The sequence below is a fragment of the Paracoccus sp. MA genome (genome assembly GCF_020990385.1).
Taxonomy (GTDB): Bacteria; Pseudomonadota; Alphaproteobacteria; order Rhodobacterales; family Rhodobacteraceae; genus Paracoccus.
Map to the genome: position 1 here is coordinate 291,495 of NZ_CP087599.1, position 17,368 is coordinate 308,862.

Annotated in this window: 14 protein-coding genes and 2 pseudogenes; 7 read left to right on the top strand and 9 right to left on the bottom strand. The window is 68.2% G+C overall.

The window, feature by feature from the left end; genetic code table 11:
* Window positions 1-142: 142 nt before the first annotated feature.
* The gene (locus LOS78_RS20340) at window positions 143-424 is read left to right on the top strand and encodes an RcnB family protein (RefSeq protein WP_230378952.1); all 282 of its coding nucleotides are present in this window, start codon (window positions 143-145) and stop codon (window positions 422-424) included.
* A 72-nt stretch (window positions 425-496) separates the two neighbouring features.
* Here LOS78_RS20340 and LOS78_RS20345 read toward each other — a convergent pair whose 3' ends face one another.
* The 3 genes from LOS78_RS20345 to LOS78_RS20355 form a co-directional block, all read right to left on the bottom strand.
* On the bottom strand, window positions 497-880 hold the full coding sequence (locus LOS78_RS20345; protein ID WP_230378953.1) for a hypothetical protein: 384 nt from the start codon (window positions 878-880) through the stop codon (window positions 497-499).
* A gap of 18 nt (window positions 881-898) precedes the next feature.
* Entirely contained in the window at window positions 899-1,255 is a 357-nt protein-coding gene (locus LOS78_RS20350) for a DUF1236 domain-containing protein (protein ID WP_230378954.1), read from the bottom strand.
* Window positions 1,256-1,383: 128 nt separating this feature from the next.
* Window positions 1,384-1,992, bottom strand: coding sequence for a Spy/CpxP family protein refolding chaperone (locus LOS78_RS20355; RefSeq protein WP_230378955.1), 609 nt, complete (start codon window positions 1,990-1,992; stop codon window positions 1,384-1,386).
* Between the two features lie 208 nt (window positions 1,993-2,200).
* Between LOS78_RS20355 and LOS78_RS20360 the strand changes: the two genes are divergently transcribed.
* Both LOS78_RS20360 and LOS78_RS20365 read left to right on the top strand, forming a co-directional pair.
* A complete protein-coding gene (locus LOS78_RS20360) occupies window positions 2,201-2,920 on the top strand; it encodes a response regulator (RefSeq protein ID WP_305802576.1) in 720 nt (239 codons plus the stop codon).
* A complete protein-coding gene (locus tag LOS78_RS20365; RefSeq protein ID WP_028712708.1) occupies window positions 2,917-4,167 on the top strand; it encodes an ATP-binding protein in 1,251 nt (416 codons plus the stop codon). Before LOS78_RS20360 ends, LOS78_RS20365 begins: the two co-directional genes overlap by 4 nt.
* A 412-nt stretch (window positions 4,168-4,579) precedes the next feature.
* Here LOS78_RS20365 and LOS78_RS20370 read toward each other — a convergent pair.
* The 4 genes and pseudogenes from LOS78_RS20370 to LOS78_RS20385 all read right to left on the bottom strand — a co-directional run.
* A pseudogene (locus LOS78_RS20370) lies at window positions 4,580-4,975 on the bottom strand (deaminase); the annotation flags it as partial.
* A gap of 364 nt (window positions 4,976-5,339) precedes the next feature.
* The gene (locus LOS78_RS20375; protein ID WP_230378957.1) at window positions 5,340-6,851 is read right to left on the bottom strand and encodes a malonyl-CoA synthase; all 1,512 of its coding nucleotides are present in this window, start codon (window positions 6,849-6,851) and stop codon (window positions 5,340-5,342) included.
* A gap of 16 nt (window positions 6,852-6,867) precedes the next feature.
* A complete protein-coding gene (locus LOS78_RS20380) occupies window positions 6,868-8,238 on the bottom strand; it encodes a malonyl-CoA decarboxylase (RefSeq protein WP_230378958.1) in 1,371 nt (456 codons plus the stop codon).
* 34 nt (window positions 8,239-8,272) lie between these two features.
* Window positions 8,273-9,655: an SLC13 family permease gene (locus LOS78_RS20385; RefSeq protein WP_028716736.1), complete on the bottom strand. Its 1,383-nt coding sequence runs from the start codon at window positions 9,653-9,655 to the stop codon at window positions 8,273-8,275.
* Between the two features lie 176 nt (window positions 9,656-9,831).
* Here LOS78_RS20385 and LOS78_RS20390 point away from each other — a divergent pair, with 176 nt between their 5' ends.
* Both LOS78_RS20390 and LOS78_RS20395 read left to right on the top strand, forming a co-directional pair.
* Window positions 9,832-10,488 (top strand): GntR family transcriptional regulator, encoded by a 657-nt coding sequence (locus tag LOS78_RS20390; protein ID WP_230378959.1) that lies wholly within the window; start codon window positions 9,832-9,834, stop codon window positions 10,486-10,488.
* A gap of 118 nt (window positions 10,489-10,606) precedes the next feature.
* Window positions 10,607-10,759 (top strand): annotated as a pseudogene (locus LOS78_RS20395) (phosphate acetyltransferase); the annotation flags it as partial.
* Between the two features lie 34 nt (window positions 10,760-10,793).
* Here the strand turns inward: LOS78_RS20395 and LOS78_RS20400 are convergent.
* Both LOS78_RS20400 and LOS78_RS20405 read right to left on the bottom strand, forming a co-directional pair.
* On the bottom strand, window positions 10,794-12,257 hold the full coding sequence (locus LOS78_RS20400; RefSeq protein ID WP_230378960.1) for a sodium:alanine symporter family protein: 1,464 nt from the start codon (window positions 12,255-12,257) through the stop codon (window positions 10,794-10,796).
* 168 nt (window positions 12,258-12,425) lie between these two features.
* A complete protein-coding gene (locus LOS78_RS20405) occupies window positions 12,426-13,910 on the bottom strand; it encodes an inorganic phosphate transporter (protein ID WP_230378961.1) in 1,485 nt (494 codons plus the stop codon).
* Between the two features lie 308 nt (window positions 13,911-14,218).
* Between LOS78_RS20405 and LOS78_RS20410 the strand changes: the two genes are divergently transcribed.
* Window positions 14,219-15,220, top strand: coding sequence for a TAXI family TRAP transporter solute-binding subunit (locus tag LOS78_RS20410; protein WP_230378962.1), 1,002 nt, complete (start codon window positions 14,219-14,221; stop codon window positions 15,218-15,220).
* Window positions 15,221-15,303: 83 nt separating this feature from the next.
* Window positions 15,304-17,367 carry a TRAP transporter permease gene (locus tag LOS78_RS20415; RefSeq protein WP_230378963.1) on the top strand — a complete coding sequence of 688 codons (2,064 nt, stop codon included), beginning with the start codon at window positions 15,304-15,306 and terminating at the stop codon, window positions 17,365-17,367.
* Window position 17,368: the final 1 nt, after the last annotated feature.

A 17,368-nucleotide genomic window follows, 5' to 3' on the forward strand; every position in this document is an offset into this window, starting at 1 on the left:
CGGAACAATGCGGAAAAACCGGCACCGTTCCTGATCCTCGGCTACCTCCCGGCCGTCAACGCAGCAAAACTCGGCCCGTCAAAGCACTCCAAAAAGGATGAAAGGGGGGTGTTTCCCGAGACTATGCAAAAAGGACAATATCGTGAAAGTCATTCCCCTGCTTGCCCTGGTGGCCACGCTGGCCGCCTGTTCGGAAAAGGATGAACCGACGGGGCATATCTACCGCTATCCCGGCAGCACTGCCCCCGCAGCCGTCGAGCCTGCGGCACGCAGCGGCCGCGGCGTGGTGGTCGATTATCACAACCACGCATTGCCGAAACCCGAGGAGGGCCAACGCTGGGAATTGCAACCCGGCGCCTTCCTGCTGGTGGATGCCTCCGGGCAAGTGCTCTCGACCGTGCCGGCGCGTTACTCCGGGCTGTGAAGTTGCGGGTTTCGCAAAAAAGGCGGCGACCGGATTGCCCGATCGCCGCCTCTTGCCTGACCCGTGGAATGATCAGCGAAGAATGTCCGAAACCAGTCCCAGAACCTGCACGACTTTCATGGTGTTGGAATCGACCAGAACCACGCGCTCATCCATCACGCGATAAGCGCGGCCGGCCGTCGGTTTTGCCAGCCTGCGGCCCTCGGAAGAGTTCAGAGAGCGGCCGCTGCGCGCGACGTCGCCAATTTTCGGCCCCCTGCTTTGCTGTTTCGCATCCGAGGCGGAATGCTTTTGCGCCTCCCGGCTTTTGGCCCCGAGCTCGGCTTTTTTGCCCGGCTCGGTTTTGACCGCGCAATTCCGGTCCCCCTGCGCGCAACGCGCGGAAGGGTCCGCAAGTGCCGGCGTCGTGCTGATGTGAAGCAGCGCCAAGCCTGCCAGAATGATGATCTTTCTCATGGGAAATTCCTTTCGGCGTTACCGGTTGGCCGGGCCAAGGATCTGCACGATCCGTTTGGTCTTCTGGTCCACCAGCACGACCTGATCATGGACGACACGATATTCCTGACCGCGCGGCGGCGCAGCGAAACGGCTGTTGGCCGCGCGCTGGAAGGGACGACCGTCACGGATGCTGTCGCCTACGCGCAGGGCTTTGCGCCCCTCGGGGGCGTGCTTGCCTTTCGCGTTGCGCGGCGGTGCCTCGGCCGGGCGGGGCTTGTGCTCGCTGCGCTTGGCCTTGCGCGGGGCGTCCTTGGACGGAGGCGCGGGGCATTTGCGATCGTTCTGCCGGCATTCCGGCGGCGGGCCGTCCGGGCGGGTTTCGGCCATGGCCATCTGGCCGCTGCCCAGGGCCGTCACCGCGATCGCGGTCAACATGAAAAAGCGACGCATTGCATCTGTCCTTGCTGTTCTGCGGTCTGGAAGAAAGGCGCGTCGGGCGCCCTTGCCCGACGCAGGCCGGTTCAGCGCGCCGGCGCGGGGTGATGCCGGGGACCGGGCTGCTGCCGCCCCGGGCCTTCATGGCGCGGGCCGTGCGGGCCGGGACCAAAGCCCGGATCGACCTGCTGCAGCCTCTCCAGCTGTGCCGGCTCCAGCGACCCGCGCAGCGCGGTCGCTGCCGCGAGCAGCGCGCGGGCCTTCTCGGCGCGGGCCAGCGCATGTTGCGCCATGCGCTCGGCGGCCAGCGGCCGGGCCTGATCGGCCGGGGGCTCGCCGCCCTCGGCACGGGCGTCGGGAGCCGGCGGTTCGAGGAAGACGATCAACGCCTGGCTGTAATCGCGCCAGGCATCCTGCTGCTCTCCGGTGATGCCCAGATAGGTCTCGGTCGCGGCAAGATGCGCGGCAAGGCCGAGAGCCGGCGTCATGCCCGCCGGGCCGGGCCGGCCGATATGGGGACGGAAGACGTCGTCTCGACCATGAGGGGCCCCGGCAGGACCAGGCTGGGGACGCGCCGGTTCCTCCGCCGGGGCGGGGGATGCCTCGCCGGCGTTCTGCGCCGTCGCGGCAAGGGGGATGCCGGCTGCGCCCAGCAGGGCGGCCATCGCCAGAGCTTTCATCGGGATGTTCTTCATCGGAGGGACCTTTCATCGGTTGCGATGCCGATGACGCTACAGGGGCCGCTTGTCCGGCTTAGGTCTTGCCGGTGACGAATTCTTTCCGGGCGGCCAAGTTTTGCAAACGAGTGTTTCCAAAGGGCGATCCAGCAATGTTTCGTCACAAATTTGCCTGAGCGAGGCGCGCCGAAATCCGCTAGAACGGACGCATCTCAAGGTGATGACGATGAACCATATCCTGATCGTCGACGACGATCCCGAAATCCGCAACCTGCTGCGCCGCTATCTGGAAGGGCAGGGTTTCCGCGTCTCTGTCGCCGCCGACCGCCGCGAATGCGAGGCGCGGGTGACGGACGGCGCCCCGGACCTGATCGTCCTGGACGTGATGCTGCCCGACGGCTCCGGCCTCGATATCTGCCGCAGCCTGCACGAGCACCGGCCGGAGCTGCGCATCATCCTGCTGACCGCGCTGAAAGAGGACGTGGACCGCATCATCGGGCTGGAACTCGGCGCCGACGACTATCTGGGCAAGCCCTTCAACCCGCGCGAACTGGTCGCCCGCATCAAGGCCGTGCTGCGCCGCACCGGGGGTCAGGACGAGCCCGCCGCCCCCGAGACCCGGACCTACGGCTTTGCCGGTTTCGAGCTCGATCCCGGCCAGCGCCGGGTGCGGGCCGCGGACGGCAGCGAGATCGAGCTTACCGGCGCCGAGTTCGACCTGCTGCGCGTGTTCCTGGAGCGCCCGGGCCGGCTCTTGTCGCGCGACCAGCTTCTGGACCTGACCCAGGGCCGCGACCGCGATCCGCTGGACCGTTCCATCGACGTGCTGATGAGCCGGCTGCGCCGCAAACTGGCCGAAAAGGAGCCGGCGCCGATCTTCCGCACGGTGCGCAACGGCGGCTATCAGCTGTCCGTGCCGGTCAGCGTGGGGGCGACGCGGGGATGAGCTCGCTCCAGACCCGCATCGCCGCCCTGCTGATCGCGGCCATTGTCACCGTCGTGGTGCTGGCGACCTATACCGCGACCAGCGTGATGCGCCCCCCCTTGCCGCAGGCCACGATGGAGCCGGTGGCGCGGCAGATCCATGCGACCCTGGCATTGCTGGGCCATGGCCGGCCCCAGGACCGGCCGCGCGCCTTGCAGCCCGCCCCCGCGGGCGGCGAGCCGGACGAGCGGATGTCGCGCTTTCTCGGCGCCGCCCTGCGCCATACCGGCCAGCCGCTCGATGCGCGGGTCACCAAACTGCCGGGCCAGGAATCCTTTACCGCCTCGATCCGCATCGGCGACGGGCGCTGGTTCATCACCGAGATACCGGACCTGTCGCCGCCGCCCGGCCGCTGGAAGGTGCTGGTGATCTGGCTGACCCTGATCGTGCTGGGCAGCGCCGCCATTTCGATCCACGCCGCGCGCCGGCTGACGCGGCCGCTGCAACTGCTCGAGGATGCGGTGGATCGCGTCGGCCCGGACGGCGTGCTGGAGCGAATCCCCGAAACCGGCTCGGGCGAGGTGCGGACGGCGGCGCGGGCGCTGAACCGGCTCTCGGCGCAGTTGCGGCAGGCGATGGAAAGCCGGATGCGGCTGGTGGCGGCGGCGGGGCACGACCTGCGCACGCCGATGACCCGCATGCGGCTGCGGGCCGAGTTCATCGAGGACGATGCCGAGCGGGCGAAATGGCTCTCGGATCTCGAGGAGCTGGACATGATCGCCGACAGCGCCATCCGCCTGGTGCGCGAGGAGGTCGGGCTGGACGGGGGCGAACCGGTCCGGCTGGACCGGCTGCTGCGCCAGATCGCCCTGGAATTGCAGGTGCTGGACCAGAAGGTCGAGCTGGGCGCGCTGCCGCCGCTGACCGTCCATGCCGGCCCCATCGCGTTGAAGCGCGCGCTGCGCAACCTGATCGCCAATGCCGCGACCCATGGCGGCGGGGCGCGCGTGGCGCTGGCGCGCGAGGGCGGCAATGCGGTGATCCGGATCGAGGACGACGGCCCCGGCGTGCCGCCCGAACTGCTGGCGCAGATCTTCGAGCCGTTCTTCCGCGTCGATCAGGCCCGGCGCAAGTCCTTCCCGGGCGCCGGACTCGGCCTCGCCATCGCGCGCGAGATCATCGAGCGCCACGGCGGCAGCATCACCATCCGCAACCGCCAGACCCACGGGCTGGAGCAGGTCTGCAGGCTGCCATGCGATGGGCGATAAGCGCCGGATCATCACGACAGGTTTCGTGAGGCGCTACACCAGCCCGCAAGCCCCCATTATGCCAGGGGCGGCTCGCCCTTTCCGCAGGATCTTCTCCTTCGCTTCCCTTTCGCCACCCGGACACCGCAGACCATGCCCTTGATCGGAACGCGTCGGATTCATTCGCGGGGTCTGGGCGAAAACTTGTCTCGAAATCGGTCTGGTCCTCCAGCTGCTCCGGGGCCGCAGCCCGTCAACCAGGATGATCTCATCGACCCTGGCTTTGCTCCCGGTGTCCACGATGCTTCTGCGGCATCGTCCCCATGATCAAGCGCCCGCGTGGCCGCGGCGCGCGGGGCAGGATGGGGATCTTTCCGGGGCGGCGCCCGGAGCCTTGCGGGTCCCGGGCGCCATGCCGTCATTGCAGGCAGGGCTCGAACTGCCGGCGCGAGGCGTCCAGATGCTCGTCCAGATGCAGGTCCACCGGCAGGCCGTGCCGGGCGGCGGCGTCGAAGAGGATGTCCCGATAACGGTCGGGGTCCTCGGCCACGGCGGGGGTGCGGCCCATGGCGTCCGAGAGCCCGGCGGCGCGGTCGATATTGGCGCGCAGCCAGTCCAGATCCTGCCCGGGATGCGGGGTCATGAAGCCGACCAGCTGCAGGCGCACGCGATCCGCCCAGTCGCCGCGCAGCTGCGCCAGCGCCTCGATCCCGGCAAATCCGGCATCCTTGTCGACATTCACATGGCTGCGGATCGCCGTGGTGCCATGCGACAGGCAACGGGCCAGCGTGCGGCTGGCGCGAGCGGTGACGTCGCCCGGCATCGCCCGCCCCGTTCAGCACCAGGTTCAGCGTGACTGGCAGGGACCCGCCCCCCATCGATGTCCCTTGCAGGATGCCCCGCCTCGGCGACACCGGAGTGATGCCGACGAAGCCAGATCATGCAGGCGGGCTTTTCAGGCAGCGCCTGATGCGCCATGACGGCGTCACTCTTGTCCCCGCATTCAACCCCGCAGCCTTCGGGCGGCAAGCCCGTCCGCGTCCTGATCGAGGAGGATGCCTCGAACCGCAGCCAGGCATTGACCTTGCTCGTCCCCACGCCAATGCCCCGATCCCGCTCCTTTCCCGGATCACCCCGGCCAGTCCGAATCCTGTGCCGCAGGACGCGGCGAGGCCGGGCTCTTCAGCGGCCTGCTAGTCGTAAAGCCCGGCGAAGCGGTCGCGCAGCAGGTTCTTCTGCACCTTGCCCATGGTGTTGCGCGGCAGTTCGTCCACGAATAGCACCCGCTTGGGCTGCTTGAACTTGGCCAGCCGCCCCTCCAGCGGGGCCAGCACCTCGGCCTCGGTCAGGGCGGGGCTGCCGGTCGGGACCACCACCGCCGTCACCCCTTCGCCGAAATCGCGATGCGGCAGGCCGATCACGGCGGATTCGACCACGCCGGGCAGCGCGTCGATCTCGGTCTCGATCTCCTTGGGATAGACGTTGTAGCCGCCGGTGATGATCAGGTCCTTGCCGCGGCCGACGATGTGCAGATAGCCGCGCTCGTCGAATTTCCCCAGGTCGCCGGTGATGAAGAAGCCGTTCGCGCGCAGTTCGGCGGCGGTCTTTTCCGGCATGCGCCAGTAGCCCTTGAAGACGTTCGGGCCGCGCACCTCGATCATGCCGATCTCGCCCCGCGGCAGTTCGGCGCCGGTTTCCGGGTCGGTGACGACGATCTCGGTGCCCGGCAGCGGCAGGCCGACGGTGCCGGCGATGCGCTCGCCGTCATAGGGGTTCGAGGCGTTCATGTTCGTCTCGGTCATGCCATAGCGTTCCAGGATGGCGTGGCCGGTGCGGGCCTGCCATTCGCGATGCGTCTCGGCCAGCAGCGGCGCCGAGCCCGAGACGAACAGCCGCATGTTCGCGGTGGTCTCGGCATTCAGCATGTCGTCCTGAAGCAGGCGGACATAGAAGGTCGGCACGCCCATCAGCACGGTCGCCCGCGCCATCGCCTCGAAGATCCGGTCGACGTCGAATTTCGGCAGGAAGATCATCGAGGCGCCCGAGAACAGCACCACGTTGGTGGCGACGAACAGGCCATGGGTGTGAAAGATCGGCAGGGCATGGATCAGCACGTCCTGCGCGGTAAAGCGCCAGGCCTCGCGCAGCACCTGGGCATTCGAGACCAGGTTGCCATGGGTCAGCATCGCGCCCTTGGACCGGCCGGTGGTGCCCGAGGTGTAAAGCAGCGCGGCCAGGTCGCCGCTGTCCCGCGCCACGGTGGCGAAGGTTTCGGGGGCGGCATCGGCGGCGTCGGTCAGGCTGCCCCGCCCCTCGGCATCCAGCGTGACCATGCGGGCACCGGCGGCCTCGGTGGGCTCGCGCAGCGCCTCTTGCCGGGCAGGGTCGCAGACAAAGACCCGCGGCTCGGCATCGCCGAGGAAATAGCCGATCTCGGCGGGGGTGTAGCCGGTGTTCAGCGGCAGGAACACCGCGCCCGCCCGCAGGGTGGCGAGATAGAGGATGATCGCCTGCACCGATTTCTCGACCTGCACCGCCACCCGGTCGCCGGGCTGGACGCCGAGGGCCGCCAGCGCATTGGCCATGCGGCCGCTGCGGGCGATCAGGTCGCCGTAGCGGATGCGTTCGCCGGCCTGCGTCTCGATGGCCACGGCCTCGGGGTCGGTGATGCCGGCGGCGAGAAGGTCGAACAGATTGTCACTCATGCGTTGTCCCCGTGGTTCATGGGTTGGAGGCCGGCAGCGCGCGCTTGACGCTGTCCGATGCGGCGATGGCGCTGCGTTCGGCGAAGGCTTCGTGGTTCGCCTCGATCCGGTCGAGATCATAGAGATAGTTCACCATCAGCCCATGCGACTGCTTCAGCCCGTGGGCCGAGACATCGCCCAGAAAGTTCAGCCGCTCCAGCCGGGCGCCGTTGCCCAGGTGGAAGCGCGCCACCGGATCGACGACGCGGCCCTTGCCGTCGCGGGCGCGCAGGAAATAGGCCGCGGCGGCGGCCAGAAGCGGGGCGCGCAGGCTTTCGGCCTTGGCCGGGTCCTTGTGCCAGTCGGGATCGTCCAGCAGGGCGAAGGCCAGGCGCTGGTCGGCGTCGATCAGTTCCGACATCGCGTCCTTGCGCTGCTGGGCCAGCCAGGCGGCAAAGCCCGGCACCGGCGACAGCGTGACGAAGCTGCGGATGTTGGGCAGTTCGGCCTTCAGCTCCTCGACCACCTGCTTGATCAGGAAATTGCCGAAGGACACCCCGGCCAGCCCGCGCTGGGTGTTCGAGATGGAATAGAACACCGCGGTGCTGGCGCGCTCCGCCTCGATCGGCTGGCGGTCGAGGTCGAGCAGCCCGGCGACATTGTCCGGGATCTCCTCGGTCAGCGCCACCTCGACGAAGATCAGCGGCTCGTCCACCAGCTGCGGGTGGAAGAAGCCGTAGCAGCGCCGGTCGGTCGGCTGCAGGCGGTTGCGCAGGTCGTCCCAGTTCTGGATGGCATGCACCGCCTCGTAGCGGATGATCTTTTCCAGGATGCTGGCGGGCGTGTTCCAGTCGATATGGCGCAGCACGAGAAACCCCCTGTTGAACCAGGACGCGAAGAGATGCGCGAAATCGCCGTCCACCCGGCGCAGCGCGGGGTTGCCCTTCAGATGGCGCAGCAGCTCCTCGCGCATCCGCACCAGCGCCGCCGTGCCGCCGGGCGCCAGGTTCAGGCGGCGGAACAGTTCCTGCCGGCGCGGCTCGGCGGCGTCGTGCAGCGCCTCGATGGCCCGCCCGTCCTCGGGGTCGCGCTGCACCGCCGCCAGCGCCGCGCGGACCGCCGCCGGATCGGGGCCGAAACGGTCGGCGAGGTTCTGCAGGAAGGCCAGCCGCGTCGCCTCATCGGCATCCTCGAAGGCGGCGAGCAGACCCTGGGCGATGGCCACGCCCGAAGCCTCGCCCCGACGCGACAGCAGCGCCTCGCCCAGCTCGCACAGGTCGGGCGCCTCGGTGGCGGTGCCGGCGCCCCGCCGCCCAAGCAGGCGGCGGCCGCGCTCTGTCAGCACCTCGAACAGCTCGCCCAGAAAGGCCGGGCGTCCGGGGCGCGGGGTCTCGACGGTCTTGATCATTTCGGGCCTCCAAAAAGCGGGTGGCCTGCCGGGATCATCCCGGCAGCACGACGAAGATCAGCCACAGCACGACCGGGGCGACCAGCGTCACCAGCGCGCCGTAGTTCAGCAGTTTGCGGAAAAACACCTGGCGGTCCACCCCGCGGGCATTGGCCAGAACCAAAGCGCCGTTGGTCGAGAAGGGGCTGACATCGACGATGGTCGAGGCGACGGCCATGCCGGCGATGAAGCCGATGGCGCCCACGCCCGTATCGCCCTGCAGGAACGGCACCGCCAGCGGGATCAGCGAGCCAAGCACCGCCGTGGACGAGGCGAAGGCCGAGACCACGGCGCCGATCAGGAACAGCATCAGCGCCGCCAGCAAGGGCGAGGCCATGCCGGCCACGCTGTCGCCGACGAAGTCGATGGTGCCCATGTGCTCCAGCACCGCGACATAGGTGGAAACGCCGGTGATCAGCACGATCTCGGGCCAGGCGACCTGGGCCATGGCGCGTTTCTGCATGGTCGGGTCCCACAGCGCCAGCGCCAGCCCGATGGTCAGCGAGACGAAGCCGATATCGAGGTTGAAGGCCAGCACCAGCACCGCCAGCAGCGCCAGCCCGGCCAGCGTCGCGATCTGATAGGGGGTGCCGTCGGGCTGATTGCCTTCCTCGACCTCGGCGACGAGGCGGTTCGATTCGCCGCCGCCCTCCTCGCCGATGCGGCGGCTCAGCGCCTCGGCCTCGCTGTCGCCGAAGATCTGCGGGCCGGTGGCGGGGCGGGCGATCTCGACATGCGGCACCGTGACCGGCTCGATCCGGTCCGCGTGCGCCTGCATCAGCTTGCGCCCGCCCAGGGCCATGAACAGCAGCAGCGCCACCGCCGCGTTGACGAAGAAGCTGGCGGCGAAGGTGGTCATCGGCGACAGCGGCAGCCCGGCCTTGGCCACCACGCCATTGGTGATGCCGCCATAGATGCTGATCGGCGAAAAGCCCCCGGCCTGCGCGCCATGCACCACCATCAGGCCCATGAGCAGCGGCGAGATCTGGTAGCGGAAGGCGAAGCCCAGCGCGATCGGCGCGACGATGGCAACAGCGCCGGGGCTGACGGCGCCGACGGCGGTCAGGACGGCCGAGATGCCGAACATGATCCACGGGATCGCGCCGATGCGGCCCTTGACGGCGCGCACCGCCATGCGCACCAGCCAGTCGATGGTGCCGTTGTTCTGCGCCAGCGCGAACAGCCAGGTGATGCCGACCAGCGTCAGGAACAGGCCGCTGGGGAAACCGGCGATGATCTCCTTGGCGGCCTGGCCGGCCAGCAGGGTGCCGACCAGGAAGGCGCCGACATAGGCCAGCACGCCCATGTTGATCGGCCAGATCGTGGCGACGACGAACATCGCCGCCAGCGTATAGATTGAAAGCAGATGCGGGGTCATGCGCGGCTCCTCTCCATGCAAACCTCCTTGTCGATTCCCGCGCCCTCCTCCGGCGTGCGAATCCTCTCACGGCGCTGTTATACGTTTCACATACGATGTTGTATATAACAAAACGGAACATGGATAAATGTTCGCCAACCGCCTATCTTCTGGGCAGAGAGGCGAAGGAGGCTTTCATGGCGACGATTCCCACCCCGCTGCGCATCCGCAACGCGCTGGAAAACGCCATCGTGGAAGGCAGATACCTGCCCGGCGCCCGTCTGGACCCCGAGGCGCTGGAGCGGGAATTCGACGTCTCGCGCACCCCGATCCGCGAGGCGCTGCACCAGCTGGAAGCATCGGGGCTGGTCCGGGTGGTGCCCAAGCGCGGCACCTTCGTCACCGAATGGAGCCCCAGCGAACTGGCCGAGCGTTTCGAGGTCATGGCCGAGATCGAGGCCACCTGCGGCCGCCTGGCCGCCCGCCGCATCACCGAGGCGGAAATGGCGGCGCTGGAGGCGGTGCATGGCGAATGCCGCCGGCTGGCCGAGGCGGGCGAGGTCGAGGCCTATTACGCCCGCAATTCGGATTTCCACCATTGCATCTATCGCGCCACGCACAACGCCTTCCTGGAGCAGGAGGCCTCGCGACTGCATGCCATGCTGCAACCCTATCGGCGCATGCAGCTGAAGGTGCGCAACCGGATGATGCGGTCCTTCACCGAACATGACGCGGTGGTGGCGCGCATCCGCGCCGGCGACGGCGAGGGCGCGGCCGAGGCGCTGCGCGCCCATGTCATCGTGCAGGGCGACCGTTTCCACGACCTGATCGCGGCGCTGCGGCAAGGGGGTTGAACCGCAACGGCGGCATCCTGCGGCAATACCCCCGGGCGCATTGGGCCGAAGGGATGGAACAAGACCCATGGCCTGCTTGCGCGCAGGCAGGCCCGGTCGCGCGAGGCGGGCCATTCCAGCCGGTCGCGCACGGCGGCTCCTGGCCGAGGCGCGGCGGGTGGCGCTTTTGTCCTTCCCGACCGCCGGCTCGGCCGATCACCCGAGCCTGGGGCGCCTGCGCGAGACGCTGGCGCTGGCGCTGATCCGCGCCCCCGACCCCGGCTCCGCCGTCACCCGGCGGAACCACAGCGGTTGATCTGCGGGGGCTACGACCGCTCGCTCGCCTTCCATTCCTCCCAGCTTGGCTGGCCCTTCATGAAGTGCTCGATCTGCTGGCGGTTGGCCTCCAGCCGCGGATCGTGGCGAAGGTAGAAGCGGGTTTCACGCGCGATCAGGCCGGACAGGATCAGCAGCCCGATCAGGTTCGGGATGGCCATCAGCCCGTTCATCACGTCCGAGAAGCTCCAGACCACGCCCAGCTGGACCGTGCAGCCCAGCAGCACCGCCAGCGAGAACAGGATGCGGAAGGGCATGACGCCGCGATGGCCCACCAGCCGTTCCAGGTTGCGCTCGCCGTAATAGGCCCAGCCCAGGATGGTCGAATAGGCGAAAAGCACCAGCCCGACGGTCACGATCCAATGCCCCCATTGCCCCGGCAGGCCATGGGTGAAGGCCTGCCCGGTCATGATCGAGGGCGAGATCTGCAGCCCGGTCTGCGGGTCGATCTCGTTCCAGACGCCGGTGGTGATGATGACAAGGCCGGTGCAGGACACGACGATGATCGTGTCGATGAAGGTCTGGGTCATCGACACCAGTCCCTGCCGCACCGGATGCGTGGTCTGCGCCGAAGCCGCGGCGATGGCGGCGGAACCCATGCCGGATTCGTTCGAGAAGATGCCGCGCGCCACGCCGAACTGCACCGCGACCATGATCGTCGAGCCGAGGAAGCCGCCCGTCGCCGCCGTGCCGGTGAAGGCCTGCGAAAAGATCTCGCCCAGCGCGGCGGGCAGCGCCTGGATGTTGACCAGCAGGATGTAGAGCGCGCCCAGCACGTAGAACAGGATCATCGCCGGCACCAGCCCGGCGGTCACCCGGCCGATGGACTTGATGCCACCGACCAGCACCACCAGCGTCAGGACGGCCAGAACCACGCCCGTGATCCAGGTCGGGATCAGGAAGCTGCGCTCCAGGTTCGAGGCGATGGAATTGCCCTGGGTCATGTTGCCGATGCCGAAACAGGCACAGACGGCGAAGACCGCAAAGCACAGCGCAAGGGCCTTGCCGAAGCCGTTCGGGATGCCGCGCTCGAGGTAATATTGCGGGCCGCCGTTCTTCTCGCCGACCTCGTCGGTGGTGCGGAAGCGCACGCCGAGAAAGGCCTCGGAATATTTCGAGGCCATGCCCAGGATCGCCGTGACCCACATCCAGAACAACGCCCCCGGGCCGCCGGCGGCGATGGCCGTCGCCACGCCGACGATATTGCCGGTGCCGACGGTTGCGGCCATGGCGGTGGTCAGCGCCTGGAATTGCGAGATGTCGCCCTCGGCATCGTCATCCTTGCGCTTGAGCAGACCGAGACGCAGGGCAGCGCCCAGCCGGACAAGCTGGATGCCCTGCAAGCGGATGGTCAGGTAAAGCCCGGTGCCCAGCAACAGGGGAACAAGAAGGTAAGGTCCCCAGACGATGCCGCCGATCTTGCCCAAGGCTTCTTCTATCTGATCGAGTCCCATTGATCCCGCGTTTCGTTATTGCAATGCCTACAGACGGGGAATTTCGGCGCCGAATGTCAAGCTCTGCCACGCGCAGCGCCCGGCACGCGACGGCGGGCCGGCGGGGCTCCGCCGCCCGATTTCGCGCCCGGCCCCGCACCCTGGCGCCCCCGGACTTCCCGCCATGCCTCAGCCCGGTATCTGCCGCAGGATCAGGAACAGGAGCGCCGACAGAAGCGCCGCGGCAGGAACGGTGACGACCCAGGCCGCGCCGATGGTCAGCACATGCAGCCTGCGGACCAGCTTGCGGCGACGGCGCTCGTCCGCAGGAATACGTTCCGGGCGGGGAACGGCCATGCGGGCCTTCTTCAGGCGCCGCTCGGCGTCCCATTCCCGGAAAAAGCCCACCCCGAAGATCGCGCCCACCGCGATATGGGTCGAGCTGACCGGCAATCCCAGCCAGCTTGCCAGAATGACCGTGATCGCCGCCGACAGGGCGACGCAATAGGCGCGCATCGGGTTGAGCTTGGTGATCTCGCTGCCGACCATGCGGATCAGCTTGGGACCGAACAGGCTGAGCCCGAAGGAGATCCCGAAGGCGCCGATCAGCATGACCCACAGCGGAATGGTCACGTCGCTATTGAAATTGCCGGTCTGAACGGTCTGCACGATGGCCGCCAGCGGACCGACGGCATTGGCGACGTCGTTCGCGCCATGGGCAAAGCTGAGCAGCGCCGCCGATGCGACCAGCGGGATGCCGAACAGCACCTTCAGCGACTTGTTGCGGTTCTCCAGCCCCGCGGACTGGCGGCGCGTGACCGGAATCATCAGCAGCCAGCAGCCCAGCCCGACCATCAGGCCCAGCAGCAGCGCGGCCCCCATCGAGACCTCGACCAGCTGCTTCAGCCCCTTCATCACCAGATAGGCGGCGAAGGTCCCCGCCATGATGCCGACCAGGATCGGCACCCAGACGCGGGCCGCCGCGATCTTGTCCTCACGATAGACGATGCGGCTCTTGATCAGCGACAGGAAGCCCGCCGCCACGACGCCGCCCAGCACCGGAGAGATGACCCAGCTGGCGGCGATGGCCAGCATCTGGTCCCAGCTGACCGCGCCGAAGCCGGCCCCGGCGATGCCCGCACCCACGACGCCGCCGACCACGGCATGCGTGGTCGAGACCGGCGCCCCGATCCATGTCGCCAGGTTCACCCACAGCGCCGAGGCCAGCAGCGCCGCCATCATCGCCCAGACGAAGGTCGCGGGCGTGTCCAGCGCCTCGGGCGCCACGATGCCCTTGGCGATGGTCGAAACCACGTCGGCCCCGGCGATCAGCGCCCCGGCGCTTTCGAACACCGCCGCGATGACGATGGCGCCCCCCATGCTGAGCGCGTTGGCCCCCACCGCGGGGCCCATGTTGTTGGCCACGTCGTTGGCGCCGATGTTGAGCGCCATATAGGCGCCGAACACGGCGGCGGTGACGACGATCAGCATCTCGCCGCTCTGCCCCAGCAGCATCGCCGCGGCGAGCCCGGCCAGGATGATGAAGACGAAGCCGATGCCCGGCGCCACCAAAGGCCGGGCCACATAGGCGGCAGCCGCCTCCAGATTTGCGAAGCGGCCGAGATCGCGGTCCAGCGTTTCCAAGTGTCGGGGCTCGAGATCCTTGTCAGACATGTTCCGCCTTTCTGTTCCCGCGCGTGCTAGGAGCGAATCGACTACATATCAAGACGCATCCGACCGGAACGCGCCGCACCGGCCCGGGTGCCCGCCGGGCTTGGTCCCTGCTTCGCGGAACGGGGCATGCCCGGCACATCCCCCGCAGGATCGCAAGGCGAAACCCGGCGGACTGCCATCGTCGACAAGCCGCAAGGCCCGGCCAGGACCGGACGTCACGGCACCCTTCCGGCGGGCCTCGGCGGTTGTCGCCGGCGCCGGCTCTGGCTAACCTGCGTCCAGACAACCAGGCAAACAGGGATAAGCACATGAAACTCAGGACATTGTTCGCGGCCTTCGCCGTCGCCGCCTCTTTCGGCCAGGCCGCGGCGGCGCAGGAGATGTCGTTCTTCCGCATCGGCACCGGCGGCACGGCCGGCACCTATTACCCGATCGGCGGGCTGATCGCCAACGCGATCTCCAGCCCGCCCGGCTCGCGCGCCTGCGAGGATGGCGGCTCCTGCGGGGTGCCGGGGCTGGTGGCGACGGCGGTGGCCTCGAACGGCTCGGTCGGCAACGTGAACGCCATCAACGGCGGCGCGATGGAGGCCGGGTTCAGCCAGTCCGACGTGGCCTATTGGGCGCAGACCGGCACCGGGCTCTGGGAAGGCCAGCCGGCGGTCGAGAAACTGCGCCTGATCGCCAACCTCTATCCCGAAAGCATCCACCTCGTGGCACGCAAGGATGCGGGCATCGGCTCGGTCGCCGATCTCAAGGGCAAGCGGGTGTCGCTGGACGAGCCGGGCTCGGGCACGCTGGTCGATGCCAAGATCATCCTGGAAGCCTTCGGCCTGTCGGAATCGGACATCACGCCGGAATATCTCAAGCCCGACCAGGCGGCCGACCGGATGCGCGACGGCGCCATGGACGCCTTCTTCTTCGTCGGCGGCTATCCGGCGGGTGCCATCGCCGAGCTGGCCAGCCAGCACGATGTGGTGCTGGTGCCGATCACCGGCCCCGAGGTCGACAAGCTGCGCGAGGACTATACCTTCTTCGCCACCGACACCGTTCCGGCCGGAACCTATGAGGGACAGGACGCCGATGTCGCCACGATCTCGGTCGGGGCGCAGCTGGTGACCAGCGCCGACCAGCCCGAGGAGCTGATCCACGGCATCACCGCGGCGATCTACAACGAGAACACCCAGAAGCTGTTCGCCGCCGGCCATGCCAAGGGCAAGCTGATCACGCTGGACAGCGCCACCCAGGGCGCGGGCATTCCCTTCCACCCGGGCGCCGAGCGTTTCTACAAGGAGGCCGGCAAGCTCGAATGAGCAGGCCCGCAACGTGACGAAAAGGACGCGGCCGGTCCCTGGTCCGCGTCCTTTGGTCCTGAACCGAACGGCAGGAAAACCGCATGACCGAGCCAACCCGCCCGCTTACCGACGACCAGCTTCGCGCGCTGGAGGAGGAATACGATCCCGAGGCGCGATTCCGCACGGTGACGCGCCCGATCGCCATCCTCTCGGGGATCATCCTGTTCCTGCTTGCGGCCTATCACTATTACACGGCCGGGTTCGGCATCCCGCGCGCGACCACGCATCGCGGGCTGCATATGGGCGTGTCGCTGTTCATCGTCTATCTCAGCTTCTCGTCGCTGGCACGCAACCGGCACAGGACGGACGGTCTTGCCGTCCTCGGCGTGCCGGTGACGGACTGGCTCTTGGCCATCGGCGGCGCCGTCAGCGCCTTCTACGTGCCCTGGATCTATGCCCAGCTGCAGTTCCGCGTCGGCAATCCGCTGCCGCTCGACATCGCCATGGGCACGGTGCTGCTGGTGGCGCTGATGGAGGCGGTGCGCCGCTCGATGGGCTGGCCGCTGCCGGTCATCGCGGCCCTGTTCATCGCCTATGCCTATTTCGGCAAGTCGATGCCCGGCATCCTGGTGCATCCCGGCGCGGACTGGGCCAATATCGTCAACCATCTCTACCTGACCTCGCAGGGCATCTACGGCACCGCGCTCGGCGTCATCGCCACCTATGTGTTCCATTTCGTGCTGTTCGGGGTGATGGCGCAGAAGATCGGCCTGGGGCAGCTGTTCATCGACCTGGCAACGGCGCTGGCCGGCCGTTTCGCCGGCGGGCCGGCCAAGGTCTCGGTGGTCTCCTCGGCGATGCTGGGCACGATCTCGGGCTCGTCGATCGCCAATACCGTGACCACCGGCGCGCTGACCATCCCGGCGATGATCAAGATCGGCTTCAAGCGCCATTTCGCCGCCGCGGTCGAGGCGGCTTCGTCCACCGGCGGGCAGATCACCCCGCCGGTGATGGGCGCGGTCGCCTTCCTGATGGTCGAATACCTGGGCATCCCGTTGCGCACCATCCTGATCGCCGCCGTCGTGCCGGCCTTCATGCATTTCTTCGGCGTGCTGGTGCAGGTGCATCTGGAGGCCAAGCGCCTGGGCATCCGCGGCCTGCGCCAGGAAGAGCTGCCCAAGGCGTGGAAAGTCCTGCGCGAGGGCTGGCTGTCGGTCTTTCCGCTGGTGCTGCTGGTCTGGATGCTGATGTCGGGTCGCACGCCCTTCCTGTCGGCCTTCTGGGCGATCACCGCCTGCATGGTGGTCTTTCTGATCCAGCGGGTCATGGCGTCGGGCGCCATCGAGGGCGTCAAGGAAACCGCCGCCGGCATCTATGAGGGCTTCGTCGCCGGCGCCCGGCAATCGCTGGCCGTGACGGCGGCCGCGGCGCTGGTCGGCGTGGTGATCGGCGTCGTGACCCTGACCGGCGTCGGCTTCAAGATCGCCTTCATGGTCACCTCGGTCGCCGCGGGCTGGGCCGCCTCGGTGCATAGCCTGCTGGCGGCGCTGCCCTTCGAACTGTTCAGCATCCAGACGCTGACGCTGCTGTTCACGCTGCTGATGACCGCGGTGGTCTGCGTGCTGATGGGATGCGGCGTGCCGACGACGGCGAATTACATCATCATGGTGGCCGTGGCCGCGCCGGTTCTGGGCATGATGAATGTCGAGCCGCTGGTGGCGCATTTCTTCGTGTTCTACTTCGGCGTGCTGGCCGACGTGACGCCGCCGGTGGCGCTGGCCGCCTATGCCGGGGCGGGGATCGCCGGGGCCAACGGCTTCAAGGCGGGCAACACCGCCTTCCGGCTGTCCATGGGCAAGGCGCTGGTGCCTTTCGTCTTCGTCTTCTCGCCCTCGCTGCTGCTGGTCACGCAATCCTTCACCCTGCCTGACTTCCTGCTGGCCTTTGCCGGCGCGGTGCTGGGCATCGTGGCACTGTCGGCGGCGATCACCAACTGGCTGCTGGGGCCGCTTCTGCTGGTCGAGCGGATGCTGCTGCCCGTGGCGGCGCTGATGATGATCGCGCCGGAAATCATCTCGACCGTGATCGGTGCGGCGATCCTCGGGCTGGTGCTGCTGCGCCAGTATCTGGCCGGCTCGGGGCCGAGACCCGAGCCGGCCACCTGAC

Coding starts and splice junctions, on each gene's coding strand:
- LOS78_RS20345 (WP_230378953.1), bottom strand. CDS start 880: ATGAGAAAGATCATCATTCTGGCAGGCTTGGCGCTGCTTCACATCAGC.
- LOS78_RS20350 (WP_230378954.1), bottom strand. CDS start 1,255: ATGGCCATGGCCGAAACCCGCCCGGACGGCCCGCCGCCGGAATGCCGG.
- LOS78_RS20355 (WP_230378955.1), bottom strand. CDS start 1,992: ATGAAGAACATCCCGATGAAAGCTCTGGCGATGGCCGCCCTGCTGGGC.
- LOS78_RS20360 (WP_305802576.1), top strand. CDS start 2,201: ATGAACCATATCCTGATCGTCGACGACGATCCCGAAATCCGCAACCTG.
- LOS78_RS20365 (WP_028712708.1), top strand. CDS start 2,917: ATGAGCTCGCTCCAGACCCGCATCGCCGCCCTGCTGATCGCGGCCATT.
- LOS78_RS20375 (WP_230378957.1), bottom strand. CDS start 6,851: ATGAGTGACAATCTGTTCGACCTTCTCGCCGCCGGCATCACCGACCCC.
- LOS78_RS20380 (WP_230378958.1), bottom strand. CDS start 8,238: ATGATCAAGACCGTCGAGACCCCGCGCCCCGGACGCCCGGCCTTTCTG.
- LOS78_RS20385 (WP_028716736.1), bottom strand. CDS start 9,655: ATGACCCCGCATCTGCTTTCAATCTATACGCTGGCGGCGATGTTCGTC.
- LOS78_RS20390 (WP_230378959.1), top strand. CDS start 9,832: ATGGCGACGATTCCCACCCCGCTGCGCATCCGCAACGCGCTGGAAAAC.
- LOS78_RS20400 (WP_230378960.1), bottom strand. CDS start 12,257: ATGGGACTCGATCAGATAGAAGAAGCCTTGGGCAAGATCGGCGGCATC.
- LOS78_RS20405 (WP_230378961.1), bottom strand. CDS start 13,910: ATGTCTGACAAGGATCTCGAGCCCCGACACTTGGAAACGCTGGACCGC.
- LOS78_RS20410 (WP_230378962.1), top strand. CDS start 14,219: ATGAAACTCAGGACATTGTTCGCGGCCTTCGCCGTCGCCGCCTCTTTC.
- LOS78_RS20415 (WP_230378963.1), top strand. CDS start 15,304: ATGACCGAGCCAACCCGCCCGCTTACCGACGACCAGCTTCGCGCGCTG.